General features: G+C 63.6%; 20 protein-coding genes. 11 read left to right on the top strand and 9 right to left on the bottom strand.

The features are described from left to right. Positions 1 to 52 precede the first annotated feature (52 nt). Together HU752_RS24080 and HU752_RS24075 are read right to left on the bottom strand one after the other, a co-directional pair. Positions 53 to 505 (bottom strand): MarR family winged helix-turn-helix transcriptional regulator, encoded by a 453-nt coding sequence (locus HU752_RS24080; RefSeq protein WP_186681382.1) that lies wholly within the window; start codon positions 503 to 505, stop codon positions 53 to 55. Between the two features lie 72 nt (positions 506 to 577). Then, the gene (locus HU752_RS24075) at positions 578 to 1,534 is read right to left on the bottom strand and encodes a LysR family transcriptional regulator (RefSeq protein ID WP_186681380.1); all 957 of its coding nucleotides are present in this window, start codon (positions 1,532 to 1,534) and stop codon (positions 578 to 580) included. A gap of 103 nt (positions 1,535 to 1,637) precedes the next feature. On the opposite strand from HU752_RS24075, the gene HU752_RS24070 reads away from it, so the two are divergent. After that, the gene (locus HU752_RS24070; RefSeq protein ID WP_186681378.1) at positions 1,638 to 2,387 is read left to right on the top strand and encodes a sulfite exporter TauE/SafE family protein; all 750 of its coding nucleotides are present in this window, start codon (positions 1,638 to 1,640) and stop codon (positions 2,385 to 2,387) included. On the opposite strand, the gene HU752_RS24065 is transcribed toward HU752_RS24070, so the two are convergent. Next, complete coding sequence (locus HU752_RS24065; protein ID WP_186681578.1) at positions 2,377 to 3,231, bottom strand: LysR family transcriptional regulator; 855 nt, start codon at positions 3,229 to 3,231, stop codon at positions 2,377 to 2,379. The genes HU752_RS24070 and HU752_RS24065 overlap by 11 nt on opposite strands. A gap of 98 nt (positions 3,232 to 3,329) precedes the next feature. Between HU752_RS24065 and HU752_RS24060 the strand changes: the two genes are divergently transcribed. Together HU752_RS24060 and HU752_RS24055 are read left to right on the top strand one after the other, a co-directional pair. Then, positions 3,330 to 3,557: a DUF1127 domain-containing protein gene (locus HU752_RS24060; protein ID WP_186681376.1), complete on the top strand. Its 228-nt coding sequence runs from the start codon at positions 3,330 to 3,332 to the stop codon at positions 3,555 to 3,557. 70 nt (positions 3,558 to 3,627) lie between these two features. Next, complete coding sequence (locus HU752_RS24055; protein WP_186681375.1) at positions 3,628 to 4,839, top strand: winged helix-turn-helix domain-containing protein; 1,212 nt, start codon at positions 3,628 to 3,630, stop codon at positions 4,837 to 4,839. Positions 4,840 to 5,019: 180 nt separating this feature from the next. Here the strand turns inward: HU752_RS24055 and HU752_RS24050 are convergent, their stop codons facing one another. Beyond that, positions 5,020 to 6,366: a class II 3-deoxy-7-phosphoheptulonate synthase gene (locus HU752_RS24050; RefSeq protein ID WP_186681373.1), complete on the bottom strand. Its 1,347-nt coding sequence runs from the start codon at positions 6,364 to 6,366 to the stop codon at positions 5,020 to 5,022. A gap of 154 nt (positions 6,367 to 6,520) precedes the next feature. Between HU752_RS24050 and HU752_RS24045 the strand changes: the two genes are divergently transcribed. Both HU752_RS24045 and HU752_RS24040 read left to right on the top strand, forming a co-directional pair. Beyond that, the gene (locus tag HU752_RS24045; RefSeq protein ID WP_186681371.1) at positions 6,521 to 7,276 is read left to right on the top strand and encodes a spermidine synthase; all 756 of its coding nucleotides are present in this window, start codon (positions 6,521 to 6,523) and stop codon (positions 7,274 to 7,276) included. Between the two features lie 378 nt (positions 7,277 to 7,654). Continuing rightward, the gene (locus HU752_RS24040; protein WP_186681369.1) at positions 7,655 to 9,319 is read left to right on the top strand and encodes a DEAD/DEAH box helicase; all 1,665 of its coding nucleotides are present in this window, start codon (positions 7,655 to 7,657) and stop codon (positions 9,317 to 9,319) included. A gap of 74 nt (positions 9,320 to 9,393) precedes the next feature. On the opposite strand, the gene HU752_RS24035 is transcribed toward HU752_RS24040, so the two are convergent. Next, positions 9,394 to 10,161, bottom strand: coding sequence for a DODA-type extradiol aromatic ring-opening family dioxygenase (locus HU752_RS24035; RefSeq protein ID WP_186681368.1), 768 nt, complete (start codon positions 10,159 to 10,161; stop codon positions 9,394 to 9,396). A 103-nt stretch (positions 10,162 to 10,264) separates the two neighbouring features. Here HU752_RS24035 and HU752_RS24030 point away from each other — a divergent pair, with 103 nt between their 5' ends. Next, positions 10,265 to 10,930 carry a thiopurine S-methyltransferase gene (locus HU752_RS24030; RefSeq protein ID WP_186681366.1) on the top strand — a complete coding sequence of 222 codons (666 nt, stop codon included), beginning with the start codon at positions 10,265 to 10,267 and terminating at the stop codon, positions 10,928 to 10,930. A 41-nt stretch (positions 10,931 to 10,971) separates the two neighbouring features. Here HU752_RS24030 and htpX read toward each other — a convergent pair whose 3' ends face one another. Together htpX and HU752_RS24020 are read right to left on the bottom strand one after the other, a co-directional pair. Further along, a complete protein-coding gene (gene htpX / locus HU752_RS24025; RefSeq protein WP_186681364.1) occupies positions 10,972 to 11,859 on the bottom strand; it encodes a protease HtpX in 888 nt (295 codons plus the stop codon). A 317-nt stretch (positions 11,860 to 12,176) separates the two neighbouring features. Continuing rightward, positions 12,177 to 13,388, bottom strand: coding sequence for a pyridoxal phosphate-dependent aminotransferase (locus HU752_RS24020; protein WP_186681363.1), 1,212 nt, complete (start codon positions 13,386 to 13,388; stop codon positions 12,177 to 12,179). A 228-nt stretch (positions 13,389 to 13,616) separates the two neighbouring features. On the opposite strand from HU752_RS24020, the gene msrB reads away from it, so the two are divergent. The 3 genes from msrB to HU752_RS24005 all read left to right on the top strand — a co-directional run bounded on the left by msrB (position 13,617) and on the right by HU752_RS24005 (position 15,177). Continuing rightward, positions 13,617 to 14,018, top strand: a complete 402-nt coding sequence (gene msrB, locus HU752_RS24015) for a peptide-methionine (R)-S-oxide reductase MsrB (RefSeq protein ID WP_186681361.1) — start codon at positions 13,617 to 13,619, stop codon at positions 14,016 to 14,018. 222 nt (positions 14,019 to 14,240) lie between these two features. Further along, complete coding sequence (locus tag HU752_RS24010; RefSeq protein ID WP_186681359.1) at positions 14,241 to 14,732, top strand: glutathione peroxidase; 492 nt, start codon at positions 14,241 to 14,243, stop codon at positions 14,730 to 14,732. Next, positions 14,725 to 15,177, top strand: coding sequence for a MarR family winged helix-turn-helix transcriptional regulator (locus HU752_RS24005; RefSeq protein WP_186681357.1), 453 nt, complete (start codon positions 14,725 to 14,727; stop codon positions 15,175 to 15,177). The genes HU752_RS24010 and HU752_RS24005 overlap by 8 nt, the downstream gene beginning before the upstream one ends. Here HU752_RS24005 and HU752_RS24000 read toward each other — a convergent pair. After that, on the bottom strand, positions 15,170 to 17,488 hold the full coding sequence (locus tag HU752_RS24000; RefSeq protein WP_186681356.1) for a hybrid sensor histidine kinase/response regulator: 2,319 nt from the start codon (positions 17,486 to 17,488) through the stop codon (positions 15,170 to 15,172). The genes HU752_RS24005 and HU752_RS24000 overlap by 8 nt on opposite strands. Positions 17,489 to 17,666: 178 nt before the next feature. Between HU752_RS24000 and HU752_RS23995 the strand changes: the two genes are divergently transcribed. Both HU752_RS23995 and HU752_RS23990 read left to right on the top strand, forming a co-directional pair. Then, positions 17,667 to 18,557: an ATP-binding protein gene (locus HU752_RS23995; RefSeq protein WP_186681354.1), complete on the top strand. Its 891-nt coding sequence runs from the start codon at positions 17,667 to 17,669 to the stop codon at positions 18,555 to 18,557. Beyond that, complete coding sequence (locus HU752_RS23990; protein ID WP_186681352.1) at positions 18,554 to 19,036, top strand: GAF domain-containing protein; 483 nt, start codon at positions 18,554 to 18,556, stop codon at positions 19,034 to 19,036. The genes HU752_RS23995 and HU752_RS23990 overlap by 4 nt, the downstream gene beginning before the upstream one ends. A 7-nt stretch (positions 19,037 to 19,043) precedes the next feature. Here the strand turns inward: HU752_RS23990 and HU752_RS23985 are convergent, their stop codons facing one another. Then, positions 19,044 to 21,995 (bottom strand): HD domain-containing phosphohydrolase, encoded by a 2,952-nt coding sequence (locus HU752_RS23985; protein WP_186681350.1) that lies wholly within the window; start codon positions 21,993 to 21,995, stop codon positions 19,044 to 19,046. Between the last annotated feature and the right edge of the window lie 99 nt (positions 21,996 to 22,094).

Here is a 22,094-nt window from a genome sequence, read left to right as displayed (position 1 = left end):
CGCGCAGCTGCCAGGCGGTGGCGAGTTGTACTCGCCACCGGGGGAAGAGGGGCTAGAGACTGTCCTGCAGATGCCCGCGCAAGGCGAGCAGTTCGGCCTGCAGGGCCTTCAGGCGCTCCATGGAGCCACCACCGGCGGCCAGGATGCATTGCGGAATGCCCCGGGCCTTGTCGCGTAGGGCACGGCCGGCATCGGTCAGTTCGATGATGACCACGCGCTCGTCTTCCTTGCTGCGGGTACGGCTCAGCAGTCCTTCGGCTTCGAGCCGCTTGAGCAGCGGGGTCAGCGAACCGGGATCGGTCAGCAGCCTGTTGCTGATCTCGCCGACGGTCAGGCGGTCCTGTTCCCACAGCACGATCATCGCCAGGTACTGTGGATAAGTCAGGTTCAACGCCTGCAGCAGGGGTTTGTAGACCTTGGTCATCAACAATGAGGTGGAGTGCAGGGCAAAGCACACCTGATTGTCCAGGAGCAGGTCGTCGCAGTTGTCGGTAGTGCTGTTCATCACTGGAGCCTTGTGTGTCACGTCTGTTGAATCTAGCGGGCGAATCTTTAATGCGCCAGGGAATTTTCCCTGCTAATGCCGGCCGAGCCCGCTTTGCAGGGCCAGGTCCCAGGGTGGGACCGGGCTGAATCGGCTCTTGAGAAACTCCAGCAGCAGGCGGCTGCGGGAGTTGGCCGGCTGCTCCAGGCGCAGGGCATAGACGCCGGACGTTTCCGGCGCCGGCAGGCCGTTGTCGCAGAACAGCGGGAGCAGTTCTCCGCGCAGCAGGTACTCGCTGCTCAGCCAGGTCGGCAGGTGGGCCACGCCCAGGCCGCTCAGCGCGCCGGAGAGCAGGGCCTCGGCGTTGTTGGAGGTCATTCTGATCCGCGACGGACGATGCAATTGCATCTGTCCGTCCTGTTCGAAGCGCCAGGCCATGGGCGGTGCCAGGGCATCCCAGTCGAGGCCGTCATGCCTGACCAGTTCAGCGGGGCGCAGGGGCGTGCCGCGAGCCTTGAGGTAGGCCGGGCTGGCGCAGGCGATACGCACGATGCTGGCCAGGGGCGTGGCGACCAGGCGCGTATCGGCCATCTGCCCGGCGCGCAGGACCAGGTCGACCTTGCCCAGGTTGGAGCCCTGCATGTCGACGAAGCTGTCGATCAGGTGCAACTGCACATCGAGCCCCGGGTAGTCGACCAGGAAGTCGGCGATGGCCGGGGCCAGGTGACGGCGGCCGAAGGCGGCGGGGGCGTCGATGCGGATCAGGCCTTCCGGGGCGTTGCTCAGCGACACTGCCTCGGCCCGGGCCAGGCGCAGTTCGGCGACGATCCGCCGGGCCCGTTCGGCGAACGCCAGCCCGGCCGGGGTGGCTCGTACCGCATGCGTGCTGCGAATGAACAGGCGTGAGCCGACCGAGGCTTCCAGGCTATCGATCCGCCGCGCCACCGCCGAAGGTGTCAGCGGGTGGCGCCGGGAGGCGGCCGAGAAGCTGCCGGCTTCCAGGACGTCCAGGAACAGGCCGAGTTGATCCGTGAGACTGGTAGGGTTCATGTACTTTGCTTGTGCGTAGTTGGCATAGCCATTGTGCGTTGTTGTGCGTTTCCCTGCCAGAGCCGACTGCGTAGCATGAGGTCCATCAAGTGGGGAGAGTGTCGTGATTGAGTTGATCGAGTACCTGGTGTTGGGCGTGACCATGGGCGCCGTGGGCGGCCTGTTCGGGATTGGCGGTGGCCTGATCGCCATTCCGGTGCTGGGTATCCTGTTCGGCCTGGACCAGCAGATGGCCCAGGGCACGGCCCTGGTCATGGTGGTGCCGAACGTGGTGCTGGCCCTGTATCGCTACCACCAGCGCAACCGCATCCAGTTGAAACACGCGTTGCCCCTGGTGGTGACGAGCTTCTGTTTTGCCTGGTTCGGCGCCCTGTGGGCCGTCGGGCTGGATCCGCGCAGCATGCGCCTGTGCTTCGTCGGTTTCCTGCTGGCCCTGGCGCTGTTCTATCTGGTCCGCTCCTTCATGGCACCGTCCGCGGTTTCGGCGCAGATGCGCCACCCCTGGCCGTGGCTGGGAGTGCTGGGCGCAGGCTCCGGGGCCATGGGCGGCTTGTTCGGCGTCGGTGGGGCCGTGGTGGCGACGCCGTTCCTGACCATCGTTTTCGGAACGTCGCAGGTGGTGGCCCAGGGGTTGTCGCTGGCCCTGGCGCTGCCCAGCACCAGCGTGACCCTGGTGACCTATGCCGTGCACCACGAAGTCGACTGGCGCATGGGCATTCCCATGGCCATCGGCGGCCTGCTGAGCATCAGTTGGGGGGTGAAAATGGCCTATGCCCTGCCGGAAAGGATGTTGCGCGCGCTGTTCTGCATCTACCTGGTGATCGGTGCGGTGCTGCTCGGCTTCAAGGCTTGAAGCCGTCGACGATGTGTTCGGCCAGGCACTCGGTGATCGGCGAGGGCTTGTTCGCGTTGCGCACCAGCATGATGTTGAGCAGCGGCAACTGCGGCAGGCCTTCGGCTTCGCCGAGAATGCGCCAGTCCTGGGGCACCAGGCTTTCCAGCTGGGCAGTCATCGCCAGGCCGACATTGACCACCGCCATGATCGTCGACAGGCTTGGACAGTTGTAGGCCAGGCGGTAGTCGCGGCCACGGGCATCGAGGGCATTGCAGGCCCATTGCGTGCAGAAGCAGGCCATGCCGTCCATGGCCAGCGGCAGCGGGTTCTGTTCATGGATCGCCGCGTTCTGCGCCTCGGCCCAGACCAGGCGCTCCTGGCGCAGCAACTGGCCGATCTCGTCGCCCGGCTTGCGGGTGACGATGGTCAGGTCCAGGTCCTGGCGCAGCAGCAGTTGCGTCGAGGATTCGCAGTTCACCTCGATCTGGATCAGCGGGTAGGACTGGGCGAAGCGCGACAGGATGCCTGGCAGGAAACGCATCACGTAATCATCGGGCACGCCGATGCGCACCAGGCCGACCATGTGCGGCTCGCGCAGGGTATTGAACACTTCGCTCTGCAGTTTCAGGATCCGCCGGGCGTAGCCGAGCAGGACCTGGCCCTCGGCGGTCAGGCGCATTTGCCGGCCATCGCGTTCGAACAGCTGGCGCTGCAGCACGTCCTCCTCAAGCCGTTTCATCTGCATGCTCACGGCCGATTGCGTGCGATTGACCTTTTCTCCGGCCTTGGTGAAACCGCCCTCTTCGGCGATTGCGACAAAGGTGCGCAGGATATCGGTATCGATGCTCGGGTAGCTGGACAACTCATCAATCTCCGAGATGTGTTGCATAAGAAACATTCGTTGGATTGATCTTAGCCCCAGGCACAGACTCCAGTCATCCCCTACCGGAGGACAGGAAGATGAAAGGTCAGAAAGGTTATCTGCTGGTTGATGGAAGTGGACGTACGGGGTTTGCGCTGTCCGGGCTGTGGCAGCGGCTGGTGCGCTGGCACGAGTTGTCCCGGGAACGCCGGATGCTGGCCACGTTGAGTGACGAGGCTCTGAAGGACATCGGGCTCAGTCGGGCGGATGTCGACGGGGAAACCCATCAGCATTTCTGGAGCGATCCGTTGGGCAAGGGACGTTGATGGCAGGCGCACAGGTACTACACAAACCCTTGCCGGCTGGAGTAGTTTGCGGGTTCACAAGGAGGCGTGCATGCCCGCAGACCTGTCGTTTTCGTTGAAGCAAGCCCGTCGCCTGGCGCTGGCGGCCCAGGGATTCCAGGGCCGCCGGAGCACGGCGGCGATCCAGCCACAGCACCTCAATCGATTGATCGAGCGCCTGGGCGTGGTGCAGATCGACTCGGTCAACGCACTGGTGCGCTCCCATTACCTGCCGCTGTTTTCCCGCCTGGGCCATTACTCCGCCGATTTGCTCGACCAGGCCGCCTGGAGCCAGGGCCGGCGTCGCACGTTGTTCGAATACTGGGGGCATGAAGCTTCGCTGTTGCCGATGTCGTTGTATCCGCTGATGCGCTGGCGCATGGCGCGCGCTTCACGCGGTGAGGGCATCTACCAGCAGATGGCACGCTTCGGTCGTGAGCAGCAGGCGACCATTCGCCGGGTGCTGGCGCTGGTCGAGGCGCGCGGGGCCCTGGGAGCCGGGAGCCTGTCGAGTCGTGAGGAAAAGGCCGGCCCCTGGTGGGACTGGAGCGCCGAGAAGCATGCACTGGAATGGCTGTTCGCCGCCGGTGAGGTCACCGTGGCCGGGCGTCGTGGTTTCGAACGGCTCTACGACCTGCCGGAGCGGGTGATCCCGCGGGCCGTGCTCGACCAGCCGTCGCTCGACGAGCCCGAGGCCCAGCGCGGGTTGCTGCGCCAGGCGGCCGTGGCGCTGGGGGTGGCGACGGAGAAGGATCTGCGCGACTACTATCGACTCGATCCGGCCGATAGCCGGGCGCGCCTGGCGGAGCTGGTGGAGGCGGGCGAGATCGAGGTCTGCCAGGTGCAGGGCTGGCGCCAGCCGGCGTATTGCCCGGTCGGGATCAAGGTGCCGCGCAAGGTCGAGGCCAGCGCCTTGTTGTCGCCGTTCGATTCGTTGATCTGGGAGCGCAGCCGTACCGAGCGGTTGTTCGATTTCCGCTATCGGCTGGAGATCTATACGCCGCAGCACAAGCGGGTGTATGGCTACTACGTGTTGCCGTTCCTGCAGGGCGAGCGGATTGCTGCGCGGGTCGACTTGCGGGCGGAGCGGGCGTTGGGGCGGTTGGCCGTGCACGCGGTGCATGAGGAGGAGCAGGGGCTGGACGAGGCGGGGATGGCGGCATTGGCGGCCAGTCTGCGGCAGTTGGCCGATTGGCTGGGGCTGGCGGATATCCAGCTCAATTGTCTGCGGGAGAGTGCGCAGCGCTTGCGCGGGCTGCTCTGAGACGTGGGTTGTCTGTGGGTTTTGTGGTGGGGTCGCTGGCCCTTTCGCGGATAAATCCGGCTCCCACAAGGTACTGCAGGGTCGACGAAATTTGTGAGCACCACAAAACTGTGGGAGCCGGCGGTCCGGCGCCCGGTTTATCCGCGAAGAGGCCAGCGCAGCCAGCAAAAAACTACTGGCTCAACGCCGTACCTGCTTCAGCGTCTCGGCAATCAGGAACGCCAGTTCCAGCGACTGGTCGGCGTTCATCCGCGGGTCGCAATGGGTGTGGTAGCGATCCGACAAGCCATCTTCGGTGATCGGTCGTGCGCCGCCGATGCACTCGGTGACATTCTGCCCGGTCATCTCGATATGAATCCCGCCGGCATAGCTGCCCTCGGCCTGGTGCACCTGGAAGAACTGCTTCACCTCGCTGAGGATCTGCGCGAAGTCGCGGGTCTTGTAGCCGCTGCTGGCCTTGATGGTGTTGCCGTGCATCGGGTCGGAACTCCAGAGCACCCGCTTGCCTTCGCTTTCCACTGCGCGAATCAGCCGTGGCAGGTGCTCGCCGACCTTGTTCGCGCCCATGCGCACGATCAGGTTCAGGCGACCGGGGTCGTTGTCCGGGTTGAGGATATCGATCAGCCGGATCAGTTCGTCGGTGTTCATGCTCGGGCCGACCTTGACCCCGATCGGGTTGTTCACCCCGCGCAGGAATTCGACGTGGGCACCGTCCAGCTGGCGAGTGCGGTCGCCGATCCAGAGCATGTGCGCCGAGCAGTCGTAATAGTCGTTGGTCAGGCTGTCGCGGCGAACGAAGGCTTCCTCGTAGTTCAGCAACAGGGCTTCGTGGGCGGTGAAGAAACTGGTCTCGCGCAGTTGTGGTGCAGTGTCCAGGCCACAGGCGCGCATGAAGGCCAGGGTTTCATCGATACGGTCGGCCAGTTGGCTGTACTTTTCGGCCAGGGCCGAGTTGGCGATGAAATCCAGGTTCCACTTGTGCACCTGGTGCAGGTCGGCAAAACCGCCCTGGGCGAAGGCGCGCAAGAGGTTCAGGGTCGCCGTCGACTGGTGGTAGGACTGCAGCAGGCGTTCCGGATCCGGGGCGCGGCTCTGCTGGTCGAAACCGATGCCGTTGACGATATCGCCACGATAGGCCGGCAGCGTCACGCCGTTGATCGTTTCATCGTTGGCCGAGCGCGGCTTGGCGAACTGGCCGGCCATGCGCCCGACCTTGACCACCGGGCAGCCGGCGGCGAAGGTCATGACCACCGCCATCTGCAACAGTACCTTGAAGGTGTCGCGAATCTTGGCTGCCGAAAACTCCGCGAAGCTTTCCGCGCAGTCGCCCCCCTGGAGCAGGAAGGCGCGGCCCTCGGTCACTTCGGCGAACTGGCGGCGCAGTTCGCGGGCCTCGCCGGCGAACACCAGTGGCGGGTAGCTGGCCAGGGTCTGCTCGACACGCAGCAGATGAGCCGCGTCCGGGTACTGCGGTTGTTGCTGGATCGGCAGGGGGCGCCAGCTGTCGGGGCTCCAGGGTTGGCTCATCATGCACTCTAGTTATTGACGGTCGGATGCCCATGGTAGCAGCAATTAGTGCGTGACCTGCTGCGGTGGCATGGCCGACAATCGCGCTTTGCCGCTCGTTGCCGAGCGGTCGATTCATCGCGACGGCAGTGGCCGGTCGCGGCAAGGAGATGAAATGAGTGAGGAGCGCGTCGAGCGTCTGCTGGCTGAAGTGCATGACGCCTTCGGCATGATTCGCGTGCTGGAAGTGGAAGACTACCGCTTCCTCGAATTTGGCGATGCGATCGAGCAGAGCTGCGTGTTTACCGCCGATCCCAGCTGGCTGGAGTATGACTACACCCGTGCGATGCTGATCGGCGCCCTGTGCCACGAACACCCGGAGAGTGCCCTGTTCCTCGGCCTGGGTGCTGGCACGCTGACCCAGGCCTGCCTGAAGTTCCTGCCGCTGGAGGATGTCGAGGCCATCGAGCTGCGCCCCGACGTGCCCCGGCTGGCCATCGACTACCTGGGGCTGGACGACGACCCCCGGCTATATATCCGGGTGGGTGACGCCCTGGAACTGCTGGAGACGGCGGAACCGGCGGACCTCATCTTCGTCGACCTGTACACCGATGTCGGCCCCGGAGCCGGGCATCTGGCCTGGACCTTCCTGGAAAACTGCCAGAAGAAGCTCAACCCCGGTGGCTGGCTGGTGATCAACCAGTGGGCCACCGACGACGGCAAGCCGCTCGGCGCGGCCCTGCTGCGCGGCCTCTACCATCGGCATTACTGGGAACTGCCGGTGAAGGAAGGCAATGTCATCCTGATCATCCCGGCGGACCTCGAGCAGGTGCTGGATGAGCAGGCGCTGATTGCCCGCGCCGAGGCCCTGGCGCCCCGCCTCGGTTATTCGCTGCGTTCGCTGATCAAGGACATCCGTCCGGCAACCTGAAGGCCAGCGTCACCGATCCGACGAGTGAACCGTTTAAGCAGCCAGGCAGGCGGATAGCCGGCGACCCGTTGGTCGGTTATCCGCAAAGCCCGGCACAGAGGGCCGTCAACTGGCCTTTTCCGATAAAAAAAACTCCCTTTTTTCATCAGTTCCGGTATAGTGCGCGCCGGCCTTTAGCCGGGCCGCGTTTAGGTATTGCAATTCCCCCGAAGTCAACTTCGGGTGCTGTTCGCCAAGCGAACTATCCTCGACGATCCTTTCATTCAATCGTTTTCGCAAATCCCCGCCGACAAAGCTGCCAGGGTGACTCTCAGAGTCTTACACGGCATGCGCAGCTTTGGAGCATGGGTCTTTGCGGATGCACTTAGAGGCAGACCCATGACCCAGGAAATCGGCGGCTTCGCCGCTCTTGAACTTCATCCCAGTATCGTCGCTGCAGTAGTCGCCACCGGCTACGAAGAGCCTTCGGCTATTCAGCAGCAGTCGATCCCGATCATCCTTGCCGGTCACGACATGATTGGTCAGGCACAAACCGGTACCGGTAAAACGGCCGCGTTCGCCCTGCCTATCCTGCACCGCATCGATCCGTCCAAGCGCGAGCCGCAAGCTCTGATCCTGGCCCCAACCCGTGAGTTGGCGCTGCAAGTTGCAACCGCTTTCGAAACCTACGCCAAGCAGATGCCTGGCGTGACTGTCGTGGCCGTCTACGGCGGTGCGCCGATGGGCCCGCAGTTGAAAGCAATCCGTAATGGCGCACAGATCGTTGTCGCCACCCCAGGCCGTCTGTGCGACCACCTGCGTCGCGACGAAAAAGTCCTGGCAACCGTGAACCACCTGGTTCTCGACGAAGCGGACGAGATGCTCAAGCTCGGCTTCATGGATGACCTGGAAGTCATCTTCAATGCCATGCCTGAAAGCCGTCAGACCGTTCTGTTCTCGGCCACCCTGCCGCAGTCGATCCGTGCGATCGCCGAGCGTCACCTCAAGGAGCCGAAACACGTCAAGATCCAGAGCAAGACCCAGACCGTCACCGCGATCGAGCAGGCCCACCTGCTGGTTCACGCCGACCAGAAGACCTCGGCCGTGCTGAGCCTGCTGGAAGTCGAGGACTTCGACGCGCTGATCATGTTCGTGCGTACCAAGCAGGCCACCCTGGACCTGGCCAGCGCCCTGGAAGCCAAAGGCTACAAGGCTGCTGCCCTGAACGGTGACATTGCCCAGAACCAGCGTGAGCGCGTGATCGACTCGCTCAAGGACGGTCGCCTGGACATCGTCGTCGCCACCGACGTGGCGGCCCGTGGTCTGGACGTACCGCGTATCACCCACGTGTTCAACGTCGACATGCCGTACGACCCGGAGTCCTACGTACACCGTATCGGCCGTACCGGTCGTGCCGGTCGCGAAGGCCGTGCGCTGCTGCTGGTGACTCCGCGTGAGCGCCGCATGCTGCAGGTGATCGAGCGTGTGACCGGTCAGAAAGTGGCTGAAGTGCGTCTGCCGGACGCCCAGGCCATTCTCGACTCGCGTATCAAGAAGCTGACCAACAGCCTGGCTCCGCTGGTGACCGAGGCCGAAGCGACTCACGGTGATCTGCTCGACCGCCTGACCGCCGACATCGGTTGCAGCCCGCGCGCCTTGGCCGCGGCCCTGCTGCGCAAGGCCACCAATGGCCAGGCGCTGAACCTCGCGGCGATCGAGAAAGAGCGTCCGCTGGTGCCGAACAGCGCCCCGCGTGGCGAGCGTCCGGAGCGTTCCGGCGATCGTCCTGAGCGCGAGCGTCGCGCGCCAATGCCGCTGGCTGAAGGCCGTGCCCGTTGCCGTACCGCGCTGGGTGCGCGTGATGGTATCGCGGCGAAGAACCTGCTGGGCGCCATCCTCAACGAAGGTGGCCTGGCACGTGAAGCCATTGGTCGCATCCAGGTGCGTGACAGCTTCAGCCTGGTGGAACTGCCTGAAGAAGGTCTGGACCGCCTGCTGACCAAGCTCAAGGACACCCGCGTTGCCGGCAAGCAGCTCAAGCTGCGTCGCTACCGCGAGGATTGATCAACCCCGGTTGATTGATCGATAAAAAAATCCCCGACTGGTTCGGGGATTTTTTTTGCCTGCAATCAGGGCGCTCAGTCGAAGCGGTAGATGTCCATGCCCAGCGCGCCCAGGGTGAAACCCTGGTGGACGATCCCCATCCGCTCGCCCGCCCCACGGGCGAAGTACAGCGGCAGCAGGTGTTCGTCGCTGGGATGGTTGCGCACGGCGTAGGGCGCCTGGCGCCGGTAGTCGTCCAGGGCCGCGTCGTCATTGGCGGCGAGCTTGTCCACTATCCAGTCACGGAAGGCCTTGGCCCAGGGCTCGATGACTTCCGGGCCGGCGCGCCAGTTCAGCTCGCCGAGGTTATGGGTGATGCTGCCGGAGCCTACCAGCAGGATGCCCTGTTCACGCAGGCCACGCAGGACCTGTCCGATACGGGTCTGCAAGGTTGGGCCCATCTGGCTGGGCAGCGAGACCTGGACGATGGGGATGTCGGCATCGGGATACATCAGTTTCATCGGTACCCAGACCCCATGGTCGAACGGACGGGTGTTGTCCAGGCGTGCCGGCAAGCCCGCATCCGTCAACAGCCCGGCGACCTCGGCGGCCAGTTCCGGCTGCCCCGGGGCTGGATATTGCACGGCGAACAGCTCCCGAGGGAAACCACCGAAGTCATGCCAGGTTTCCGGGCGGGGACTGCTGCCGACCAGCAGCCCCTGGCTTTCCCAGTGCGCCGAGACGATCACGATGGCCTTGGGACGTGGCAGTTCGGCGGCCAGCCTGGCCAGGGCCGGGCCACTGGCGCCGGGTTCGAGGGCAAGCATCGGCGAGCCGTGGGAGATGAACAGGCTGGGGAGCATGATGAGGGTCCTGAGCGTTAAGATGACACCATCTTCAGTCATATCATTGATCTAAATCTAATATAAGTTTTAGTGGATTCTTATCGAATTAGTGGGGTTAAACATGCAGCCTGAGTTTTGGCACAAACGCTGGGAGCTGGGCCAGATCGGCTTTCACCTGGATCAGGTCAATCCCTACCTGCAGCGCTTCTGGCCGGACCTGTCGCTGGCGCCGCAGGCGCGGGTGCTGGTGCCGCTCTGCGGCAAGAGTCTCGACCTCGCCTGGCTGGCGGCGCAGGGGTTGCGGGTATTGGGCGTCGAGCTGTCAGGAAAGGCGGTCGAGGACTTCTTCCAGGAGCGCCAGTTGCAGCCGCAAGTGCGTGAGCAGGGGGCCTTTCGGGTCTACGAGGCCGGCCCGTTGGAGCTCTGGTGCGGGGATTTCTTCGCCCTGACGGCCGAAGATGTCGCCGAATGCTCGGCGGTTTATGACCGCGCGGCGATGATCGCCTTGCCGCCGGCGATGCGTGAGCGTTATGCGAGTCATCTGACGCGGATGCTGCCGGGTGGTTGCCAGGGGCTGCTGATTACCCTGGATTACGACCAGTCGCTGCTGGACGGCCCGCCCTTCGCGGTGCTCGATGGCGAGGTGAGAAGCCTGCTGGAGCCGGGGTGGGAAGTCCAGGTGGAAGAGGAGCGGGATGTGCTCGCGGACAGCGGGAAGTTCCTCAAGGCCGGAGTGACGCGCCTTGAGGAGCGGGTGTATCGATTGGTGAGGAACGAGATAGGCTGAGGGTGATCGTTCCCACGCGGAGCGTGGGAACGATCGGGGGATCAGCCGCGGCGACTCAGGGCGTTGATACGCTCTTCCAGCGGCGGGTGGCTCATGAACATCTTGGCCAGGCCCTGCTTCAGGCCACCGTTGATGCCAAAGGCGTTCAGGGTGTCGGGCATGTGCACCGGCAGGCCCTGTTCGGCGCGCAGGCGCTGCAGGGCGCTGATCATTGCAGCGGTGCCGGCCAGACTGGCACCGGCTTCGTCGGCGCGGAATTCGCGCTTGCGCGAGAACCACATGACGATGGCGCTGGCCAGGAAGCCCAGGACCACTTCGGCGAAGATGGTCGCGACGTAGTAGGCGATACCCTGGCCTTCCTCGTTCTTGAAGATCACCTTGTCGACGAAGTTACCGATGATCCGCGCGAAGAACATCACGAAAGTGTTCACCACGCCCTGGACCAGTGCCAGGGTCACCATGTCGCCGTTGGCCACGTGGCCGATCTCGTGGGCCAGCACGGCCTTCACTTCATCGGGCGAGAAGCGTTCCAGCAGGCCCTGGCTGACCGCGACCAGTGCGTCGTTCCTGTTCCAGCCGGTGGCGAAGGCGTTCGCTTCGTAGGCCGGGAAGATCCCGACTTCCGGCATCTTGATCCCGGCTTCGCGCGACAGTTGTTCGACGGTTTGCAGCAGCCACTGTTCGTGACGGGTGCGTGGCTGGGTAATGATCTGGGTACCGGTGCTCATCTTCGCCATCCATTTGGAGATGAACAGCGAGAACAGCGAACCGGCAAAACCAAAGACCGCACAGAAGACCAGCAGCTGATTGAGGTTGAGGTCAACCCCATTGGCTGCCATGAACCCGTTGAAGCCGAAAAGGCTCAGGGTGATGCTGGCAATCAGCACGACCGCCAGGTTGGTAGCCAAGAACAGCAGGATGCGCATCATGGTTGAAAGTTTCTCCTCATCTAAAGATGTCGCTTTATGCGGGGTATATAAGGTGCCGCCAACGCCTATTCAACCGAGTGACTATTTCAAACTGTGTCCTACAGCTCGATTGTAGATTCCTGCCGGTCATTTCCGAATCGTACAGGGCGGTATTTTTCGGCCGGCAGCCGGTCGCAATCCCCGAAAACTGCGCTGCAGAGCCTTTGACAGCGTTGCGCAGGACAGTTCGGCGAATGACGTATGTGCATACAAAAAACAGCTGATGAGAGAGCGGCGCATAGCGACTCCCTTTCGGAGTCGCTATGGAGCGTAGGATATTACTGACGGTAGGATTTCAGGAAGTGACCGATGCGGCCGATCGCCTGCTCCAGGTCGTCGACCCGCGGCAGGGTGACGACGCGGAAATGATCCGGCCACGGCCAGTTGAAGGCGGTGCCCTGTACCACCAGCAGTTTTTCCGAGAGCAGCAGGTCGAGGACGAACTTCTCGTCGTTGTGGATCGGGCAGATCTTCGGGTCGATCCGCGGGAAGGCATACAGTGCACCCATCGGTTTCACGCAGGTGACGCCGGGGATGTCGTTGAGCAGTTCCCAGGTGCGGTTGCGCTGCTCCAGCAGGCGGCCCGGTGGCAGCACCAGGTCGTTGATGCTCTGGTAGCCGCCGAGGGCGGTCTGGATCGCGTGCTGGCTCGGCACGTTGGCACACAGGCGCATGTTGGCCAGCATGTCGATGCCCTCGATGTAGCTCTGGGCGTTGTGCTTGGGACCGGAGATGGCGATCCAGCCGGAGCGGAAGCCCGCGACCCGATAGGACTTGGACAGGCCGTTGAAGGTCAGGCACAGCAGGTCCGGGGCCAGCGAGGCGGTGCAGATGTGCACGGCATCGTCGTAGAGGATCTTGTCGTAGATCTCGTCGGAGAACACCACGAGGTTGTGCTGGCGGGCCAGTTCGAGCATGCCCAGCAGGACTTCCTTCGAGTACACCGCCCCGGTCGGGTTGTTCGGGTTGATGATCACCATGGCCTTGGTATTCGGGGTGATCTTGGCCTTGATGTCGGCCAGGTCAGGCCACCAGTTGGCCTGCTCGTCGCACAGGTAGTGCACGGCCTTGCCGCCGGACAGGCTCACGGCGGCGGTCCACAGCGGATAGTCCGGTGCCGGGACCAGCACTTCGTCGCCGTTGTTGAGCAGGGCCTGCATCGACATCACGATCAGCTCGGAAACGCCGTTGCCCAGGTAGATGTCCTCGATGCCGACACCTTCGACCTGCTTCTGCTGGTAGTACTGCATCACTGCCTTGCGCGCGCTGAACAGACCCTTGGAGTCGCTGTAGCCCTGGGCGGTCGGCAGGTTGCGGATCACGTCCTGGAGAATTTCGTCTGGCGCTTCGAAACCAAAGGGTGCCGGGTTGCCGATGTTCAGCTTGAGGATGCGATGGCCTTCCTCTTCCAGGCGTTTGGCGTGCTTGAGCACTGGGCCGCGAATGTCATAGCAGACGTTGGCGAGCTTGTTCGATTTGCTGACCTGCATGGTGATGTGATCCCGAAAATGGACGATCCAGGCGACCCGCCAGGGCCGCTGTGGCAATACGGCGTTTGCGGCGCGTCCCGTGGCCCCTTGCCACCGCTTCCGGAAAATCCGATTTGAATGCGGTTCAAGCGGGTGCCAGACTGGCGTTCAACGAGGCGCAATCATACGTGCCACCCGATCCGTGGAAAAGGTACAGATCGGGGTTTTATCTGCCGCCGAGGTGCATCGATGGAAAAGCTGGAGAAAACCCTGGACGAATGGCGTGCCATGCTCGATCCGGAGCAGTACAACGTCTGTCGCCTGAAAGGCACTGAGCGGCCGTTTTCGGGGAAATACAATGGCACCAAGACCGATGGTGTCTATCATTGCATCTGCTGCAACGAGCCGCTGTTCGACTCGAAGGCCAAGTTCGACTCCGGTTGCGGCTGGCCGAGCTTCTACGAGCCGATCGACGGCCATGCGATGGTCGAGATCCGCGATACCAGTCACGGCATGATCCGTACCGAGGTGGTCTGTGCGCGCTGCGATGCGCATCTGGGGCATGTGTTCCCCGATGGTCCGCCGCCGACCGGCCTGCGCTACTGCATCAACTCGGTGTGCCTGGATCTGGTGCCGCGGGTTCAGGACTGAATGCGAACCTGCAGGAGCAGGGTGTGCCCGCGAAGCGTCTGGTGGCCATGAGGGCCCCTTCGCAGGCAGGCCTTGCGCCTGCAGGTCTGGTGATGTTCTTGCAGGCTTCGTGGATATCCCGGGGGATTTGCAGGGTGTATGGCTGTACATAAGTCCGGGCAATTGAATTGTGTGCAATTCAATTGCCCGCTATCTTGATTGGCATTCAATGGAGGAACCGTCATGAGCGCAAACCTGCTGAACATTCCATGCACCACCATCAAGGGCGAACAGAAGACCCTCGCCGATTTTTCCGGCAAGGCCCTGTTGGTGGTCAATACCGCCAGCAAGTGCGGTTTCACCCCGCAGTACAAGGGGCTGGAAGAACTGTGGCAGCACTACAAGGACCAGGGGCTGGTGGTCCTGGGCTTTCCCTGCAACCAGTTCGGCAAGCAGGAGCCGGGCAACGAAGCGGCGATTTCCGAATTCTGCGAGCTGAACTATGGCGTCAGCTTCCCGCTGTTCAAGAAGGTCGAGGTCAATGGCGATGGCGCGCACCCACTGTTCGTGCAACTGAAGAAGGACGCTCCCGGATTGCTGGGCTCCCAGCGCATCAAGTGGAACTTCACCAAGTTCCTGGTCAGCCGGGACGGCAAGGTGGTCAAGCGTTTTGCCCCGCTGACCAAGCCCGATGACATGGTTCGCGAGATTGAAGACCTGCTCGAGCATGAATGACCGCCCCAGCGACTCGCTGCGACTCGACCGCCAGTTGTGCTTCAAGCTCTACGCGGCTTCCCGGGCGGTCATCCGTGGCTACAAGCCGATGCTCGACCGGTTGGGGCTGACTTATCCACAGTACCTGGCGATGCTGGTGCTGTGGGAGTGGCACGACAGCCCGCCGGAACAGCCCACGGTCAAGGCGCTGGGCGGGCGGTTGTTGCTCGACTCGGGAACGCTGACGCCACTGCTCAAGCGCCTGGAACAGATGGAGCTGGTGCAACGCCGGCGCTCGCCGGATGACGAACGCGAGGTGCACCTGAGCCTGACACGGGCCGGTTGGGCCCTGCGCGAGCAGGTGGCGCCGCTCAAGGCCCAGTTGCTTTGCGACAGTGGCATCGACCTGGCCAGGCTCGATGAACTGCGCGACGGCCTGGACCAGTTGTTGGCGTACGTCAGGTGATCCGGGGCGCGACCCAGAGTTCGAGCAGCGCCATCAGTTCCTCGCGCCGGAACGGCTTGGCCAGGTAGTCGCTCATGCCGGCGGCCCGGCAACGCTCGCGTTCCTCGGGCATGGCGTTGGCGGTCAGCGCCACGATCGGCAGGTTCGGCCAGCGCCCGCTGCGGCGTATCTGCCGGCTGGCTTCGTAGCCATCCATGACCGGCATGTTGCAGTCCATCAGCACCATGTCGAAGTCCTGCTGTTCCAGCTGGCTCAACGCTTCGCCGCCGTGGGCCGCGACGCTGACTTCGCAGCCCAGCTTGCCGAGCATGCCCTTGGCCACCAACTGGTTGACCGGGTTGTCCTCGACCAGCAGGATGCGGCTGCGCCGTTGTGGCGGGCTGTCCTGGGCCTGGACCGCCTGGTCCTCGGCATCGTCCCGTTGCAGCGTTCGCTGCAGGATCTGGTACAGCGCATTGCGGGCCAGTGGGCGTGCCTGTTGTTGCAGGGGCGCCAGGGCCGTGGCCTCCTCATTGGGCATGAAGTTGCCATAGGCGGTCACCAGCAGGATCGGTGCGGTGATGGCCGGGCGCAGGCCGAACAGGCATTCCGGGCAGTCGGTGATCAGCAGGTCGATCTGCAGGCCGGCCAGGCTTTCGTCGAGCCCGTAGCGCTTGTATTGCAGGCCCCATGCCGGCAGTTGGCTATCGAGTAATTCGCTCAGGCCGCTGCCTGACGAGCTGACCGCGATGATCCGGCCCTTGAGCGGTTTTGGCGTGGCGGCAGGGGTATGGCTGGGCAGTGGCAGCTCGGCACAGAACTGGCTGCCGAAACCGACTTCGGAACTGATGGTCAGGCGGCCCTTCATCGCTTCGCAGAGGTTGTAGGTCAAGGCCAGGCCGAGCCCGGTGCCGCCGTACTGGCGGGTGATCCCAGCTCCGGCCTGGGTGAACGGCTGGAAAATTTTCGCCTGGGCTTCCTGGGCAATGCCGATACCGGTGTCGCAGACTTCGATCCGTACGCCACCATCACGGGCGCCCAGGCGCACGTCGACGCGACCGAAACGGGTGAACTTGAGGGCGTTGGACAGCAGGTTGCTGACGATCTGCCGCACGCGGGTCGGATCACCGAGCACCAGCGCCGGAAACTGTGGCTCGATCAGGCAGGCCAGCTCGACCCCCGGCGCGGCATTCTGCGAGAGCAGGTTGGCGGTGTCCTCGACCAGCGCGCCGAGGTCGAACGGGATCTTCTCCAGCTCCAGTTGCCCGGCGTCGAACTTCGACAGGTCGAGGATATCGTTGAGCAGTTCGACCAGGACCTTGCCCGAGTCATGGGCAATCGACAGTTGTTGGCGTTGCTCGGCATTCAGCGAGCTGTCCAGCGACAGGGCGATCATCCCGAGCAGGCCGTTCAGCGGCGTACGGATTTCATGGCTCATGTTGGCGAGGAAGGCCGAGCGTGCCTGGGCCATGTTCAGTGCGGTGCTGCGGGCCACTTCCAGTTCCTGGTTGGACTGGCTCAGGCGGGCGTTGATCGCCTTGAGTTCGGTGGTGCGGGCCGAGACGATGTTCTCCAGTTGCCCGAGGTAGTCGGTCAGGCGGTTCTCGGCGTTGCGTCGCTGCTGGATCTCGGTGGCCATGGTATCGAACTGCTGGTTGGCGACCTTGACCAGCACACCGATCTCGTCCTTTTCATGCCCGGGCGGAAACTCCAGTCGCGCCTGCCTGGGGGAGCCCGGCTGGTTGCCGGCAAGCGCGTGGATGACCCTGACCAGTGGCTTGGTCAGCATGACGTAGAACAGGGCCAGGAGGATGCCGGTCAGGATCAGGCCGCGGACGAAACCGTTGAGCAGGGTGATTTCGGCGCGCTTGAGGAAGCGGATGCCGAAGGTGTAGGTGTCGACATCCAGGTGCAGGGTTCCCAGGGATTCGTTCGGCAGGTGGCTGAGGAACAGGCGATCCTCGAACTGCCGGTCGGCGCCGAACAGAAAGTCGCTGATCGTCCGGTAGCGGCCACTCTGGCGGGGACGCTCGACGCTGGCCAGTACCGAATTGTTATTGTCGATCAGTTGGGCGCGCAGCACCGCCGGTGAGCGCAGCAGCCCCATCGCCAGTTCCTGGGCCAGCTCGGCATCGATGTTGTAGGCGATGCGCGAGGCCGGATTGTGGCTGATTTCCAGCAGGGAAAGGATTTCGCGATTGATGGAGGCGTTTTCGCTGGCATAATCGAGACCGATCTGCAGCAGGCTGAGCAGCGTCCCCAGAATGAACCCGACTACCACGGTCAATCGGGCTTGCTTGTAGGACAAGCGCTGGGTGAATTTTATATCCATGGGATGATGTACCACATTCGTTTCCCTTCGCCGGGCAAGCATAGCTGATCAATCGACAGCACCGGCAGACAAGTGGTGGCGCCCTGATCGGGTGCTTGCCAAGACAGCCTGCTGGATTTTCAAGCGCCCTTTGGCGCCGACGCGACATCATGAGTGTGAACTTGCCCGAGGAAAAGTCGTGGATGCTCGATTGAATGCCTTTCTGGAACGCGCCGACGCGTTTCTCTCCCGTCTGGAACCGTTGTTGCCTGCCACCCGCCAAGTGATCGACTGGGATCGTTGCCTGGCCGCACGCTGGCAGCGCGAGGGCCGCACGGGGTTTCTACTGCCGCTCGAGGTCAGCCTGGACATGCGCCTGTCCGACCTGATTGGAGTGGACAAGCAACGTGAGCAACTGGCGCGCAACACCCGCCAGTTCATCGATGGCCTGCCGGCCAACCATGCGCTGCTCTGGGGTTCGCGTGGCACCGGCAAGTCGTCGCTGGTGCGGGCCCTGCTGGCCGAACATGCCGGCGCCGGCTTGCGCCTGATCGAGATCGAGCGCGATCACCTGGCGGACCTGCCGCGGGTGGTGGAGCAACTGACGAAGCTGCCGCAGCGTTTCGTCCTGTTCTGCGACGATCTGTCGTTCGAGTCCGGCGAGGGTGACTACCGGGTGCTCAAGAGCGTGCTCGACGGCTCGCTGGAGCAGGCGCCGGACAACGTGCTGCTGTACGCCACCTCGAACCGCCGGCACCTGGTGCCGGAGAAGGAGAGCGACAACGAGAACTGGAAGCGAGTGGATGGCGAGCTGCACCCCAGCGAGGCGGTGGAGGACAAGATCGCGCTGTCCGACCGTTTCGGCTTGTGGCTGTCGTTCTATCCGTTCACCCAGGAGCACTACCTCAGTGTGGTCGAGCACTGGATCGGCGAGTTGGCACGCAAGGCTGGCCTGGCGTGGCAGCGTGATGCCGAGCTGGATGTGCAGGCGGTGCGCTGGGCCACCGGGCGGGGCAATCGCAACGGTCGTTGCGCCTATCAGTTTGCGCGGTATTGGGTTGGATTGAAGTTGTTGGAGCAAGCACCATGATTGATTTGCAAACGGCGGGCGCAGGGCTTGAGGGCTACGGGCTGCTCTGTGCGCAACTGGAGTCGCTGTTGGCGGACGAGCGCGATTTCATCGCCAACTCGGCGCAGTTCTCGGCATTCCTGTTCAACCAGTTGGAGGACCTGAACTGGGCCGGTTTCTACCTCAACCGTGACGGCGAGCTGGTGCTCGGTCCGTTCCAGGGACAGATCGCCTGCGTGCGCATTCCCTTCGGTCGTGGGGTCTGCGGTGCGGCGGCGGCCAGCCTGCAGACCCAGCGGGTCGAGGACGTGCACGCGTTCCCCGGGCACATCGCCTGCGACAGTGCCTCGAACAGCGAACTGGTGGTGCCATTGGTCAAGGAAGGTCGCCTGATCGGCGTGCTTGACCTCGACAGCCCGCGCCTGGCGCGTTTCACCGTCGAGGACCAGGCAGGCATCGAGCAGTTGGCGGCGATCTTCCTGCGCCTGACCGACTGCTGATCGCGCGTCAGGTCTTCAACCCGGCCTTGGCCATCAGCCCCGGCACGTCGATCGCGTCGATCTGCTGGGGGTGCAGGTAGTTGTTGGCGTAGTGCAGGTAGATTTCCTCCTGCATGAACAACTCGAACAACTGCGGATCGATATGGGCGTCACGGCACATCGCGGCCATGATGCCCAGCGCCTCGCTCAGTGACTTGGCCTTCTTGTAGGGGCGATCGGCAGCCGTCAGCGCCTCGAAGATATCGGCGATCGCCATCATTCGCGCCGGCAGGCTCATCTGCTCGCGCTTGAGCCGTTTCGGATAACCGGTGCCGTCCATTTTCTCATGATGCCCGCCGGCTATTTCCGCGACCATCGACAGGTGGCCGGGGAAGGGCAGGCGGCTGAGCATGATGATGGTCTGCACCATGTGGTCGTTGATGATGTAGCGTTCCTCACGGGTCAGGGTGCCCCGGGTGATGCCCAGGTTGTACAGCTCGCCACGGTTGAACTTGTAGGCCGGCACGTCGAGCTGGAAACCCCACGGGTTGTTGGCCGGCATCCTTTCGCTGTCGCTGCGTTCGATCAGGTGCTCGGGCTTGTCGGCCAGCAGAGGCTCGGTGACCGGCAGACTTGGCGCCGGCGTGCGTGCCTGGCGCCGGCTCTCTTCCCAGGAGACGCCGAGACGATCATCCAGGGTTCGGCTCCAGGTACGTTGGGCAATGCCGCGCAGGCGATCGAGGTCGGTCTCGGCCATGGCTTCGCTGCCCAGGTTGCACTGGGCGACGAAGGCAAAGTCTTCGTCCAGGGCCTGCAGTCGAGTATCCCGTGTCGCGGCCAGCGCCTGTTCATCGCTGTCCGTCGTGGCCCGTGCCTGCCAGTAGTCGACCCAGGCATCACGCTTGAGCACTTCGAAACGGGTACGTATTTCGTGGATGCGATCGTGGATGGTTTCCAGCTTGGTCGCCTTGTCGACCACGTACTCCGGGGTCGTGACCTTGCCGCAGTCATGCAGCCAGGCTGCCACGTGCAGGGCCTCCCACTCGTCTTCCGAGGGGTTGTAGTCGCGAAAGGCCGGCTGCTCGCTGGCAGCCGCGGCCTTGGCCAGCATCTGCGTCAGCACCGGCACGCGCTGGCAGTGGCCTCCGGTGTAGGGACTCTTGGCGTCGATGGCACCGGCCAGCAGTTGGATGAAGGCATCGAGCAACTGTTTCTGCCGCACCTGCAGGTGCTGGCTCTCGATACAGGCTGCCGCCGTGCCGGAGACCGCGCTGATGAAGGCGATCCGGTCGGGCCTGAGGTTTTCCAGGTCGGCTTCGGTTCCGCTGTCGGGCAGCAGCAAGGCCAGCACTCCGACGGTCTCGCCGTGGCGGTTGTGCAGGCGGATACCAATCAGGTGAATCCTTGGAGTCTCCAGGGCGATCATCACCCTTTGCAGGTCATCGGCCTGCTCGAAGCCGAGGGTGTGGACCGTGCTGTTGTGCTGGTCGAGCTGGCTCAGCCAGTCCGCCCGCCGGCTGTCCGTGCTGGCGTCGCTGCGGATGTCGTATTGCTGCGGGTCGTGCTGGACACCGTCGATGATCAGTCCCTGGGGCTCCAGTCGCTGGCTTTCGCTGTTGACCAGGTAGAGCAGGCCGGCACGGGCCTGGCCGATCTTCATCGTCTCGTTGAGCACCAGTTGCAGCAGTTGTTCGAAGCGGGTTTCCGCCGACAGGCTGGCGGAAATCTCGAAGAAACTGGCGAGGGTGCCCTTCATGCGGCTCATCGACACGGTCAGTTGGTCGACCTCCAGCACCGGTGAATTCGGCGTGGCCGGGTAGTTGAAGTTGAAGCTGCGGATCGCGTCAGCCTCGCGAACCAGTGCATGCAGTGGCTTGACCAGGATTCTCGAAGTCAGCCAGCCCAGGGGCAGGCACAGCAGCAGGGTCGCCAGGGTCAGCAGCGCACCTTGCCAGCGCATCCGGTAGGCGTCGGCCAGCAGTTGGTCCTCCGGTACCAGCAAGGCCAGGTGCAGGCCCGTCGGGCCGCCTTCGGCGAGGTCGCTGCGGGCGACGATCCAGCGGCGGTCCCGGGTCTGCATGTGGCGGCCGGGCTTGTTGGTCGGGTCCATGAATTGCTGCAGGGCAGGGCTCAGGTCGCGGGCCGGGGTCAACCGGTCGCCGCCCTGGGCGGTCAGCCTGGCGTAGTCGGGGTAGGCCACGGCATTGCCCTGGTCGTCGAACAGGACGATCTCGGTGTCGGGCGTGACCTTGTGCTTGCCCAGGGTTGCCGACAGGTCCGCCAGGGTCAGGTCGGCGGCCACCACCACCGTCGGGGAACTGCGGCGGGCCAGTGTGGTACCGACATTGTGGGTCGAGAAGAAGACGTAGGGCGCGGTGGTGATCTGGCCGACCTCGCCCAGAGCCGTGCCGAACCAGGCGCGGGTGCGCGGGTCGTAGATTTCCTCGGGATTTTCCTGCCGGCTGATCAGGGCCAGGTTGGCGTCGTAGAACAGCGATTGCGACTGTACGCTGTCATTGGCGGCATCGCGCTCGATGCTCCAGACCTGGAAGGCCGCGTTCTCCGGCCCCTTGACGTAGGCCCGCAGCGCCGGGTCGCGCAGCGGGCGGACCATGAAGAAATCTCCATCGGTGTAGCCCAGGTACAGCGAAGCGAGGTTGGGATTGTCGTTGAGGGCCTGGGTAAACGGCTTGAGCAGGGCCAGGCGTTCCTGCAGGGTGGTTGCCGAGTTGCATTGATCGATGGCCAGCAGGCTCAGCAGGTGGCGAATTGGCTGGTAGGTGTGCTGCAGGTCCAGTTGGACATCTTCCTGGATCTTGCCGAAGAGCTTTTCGCTGCTGGAGAGGATGATGCGGGTGGTGTGCTGGTAGTTGAAGATGCCCAGCAGCGTGCCGGTCAGCAACAGCAGGCAGGTGAACAGGATGCTGATATGGATGTGCAGGGGAAACCGGCGCTTCTGGACGGGCGTCGAACTGGGCATCGCAGCTATCTCCTTGGTGATGCGGTGCACTGCTCAGCGTCCAGGGGCAGCCGATGGCTCGCTGAAGCGGCGACGGTGGCCCTGCCTGAGTTGGGGCTG

It is taken from the genome of Pseudomonas vanderleydeniana (assembly GCF_014268755.2).
In the GTDB taxonomy this organism is placed as follows: Bacteria; Pseudomonadota; Gammaproteobacteria; order Pseudomonadales; family Pseudomonadaceae; genus Aquipseudomonas; species Aquipseudomonas vanderleydeniana.
The sequence above is the reverse complement of the archived record's forward strand: the minus strand, read 5'-3'. Positions and strand labels throughout refer to the sequence as shown.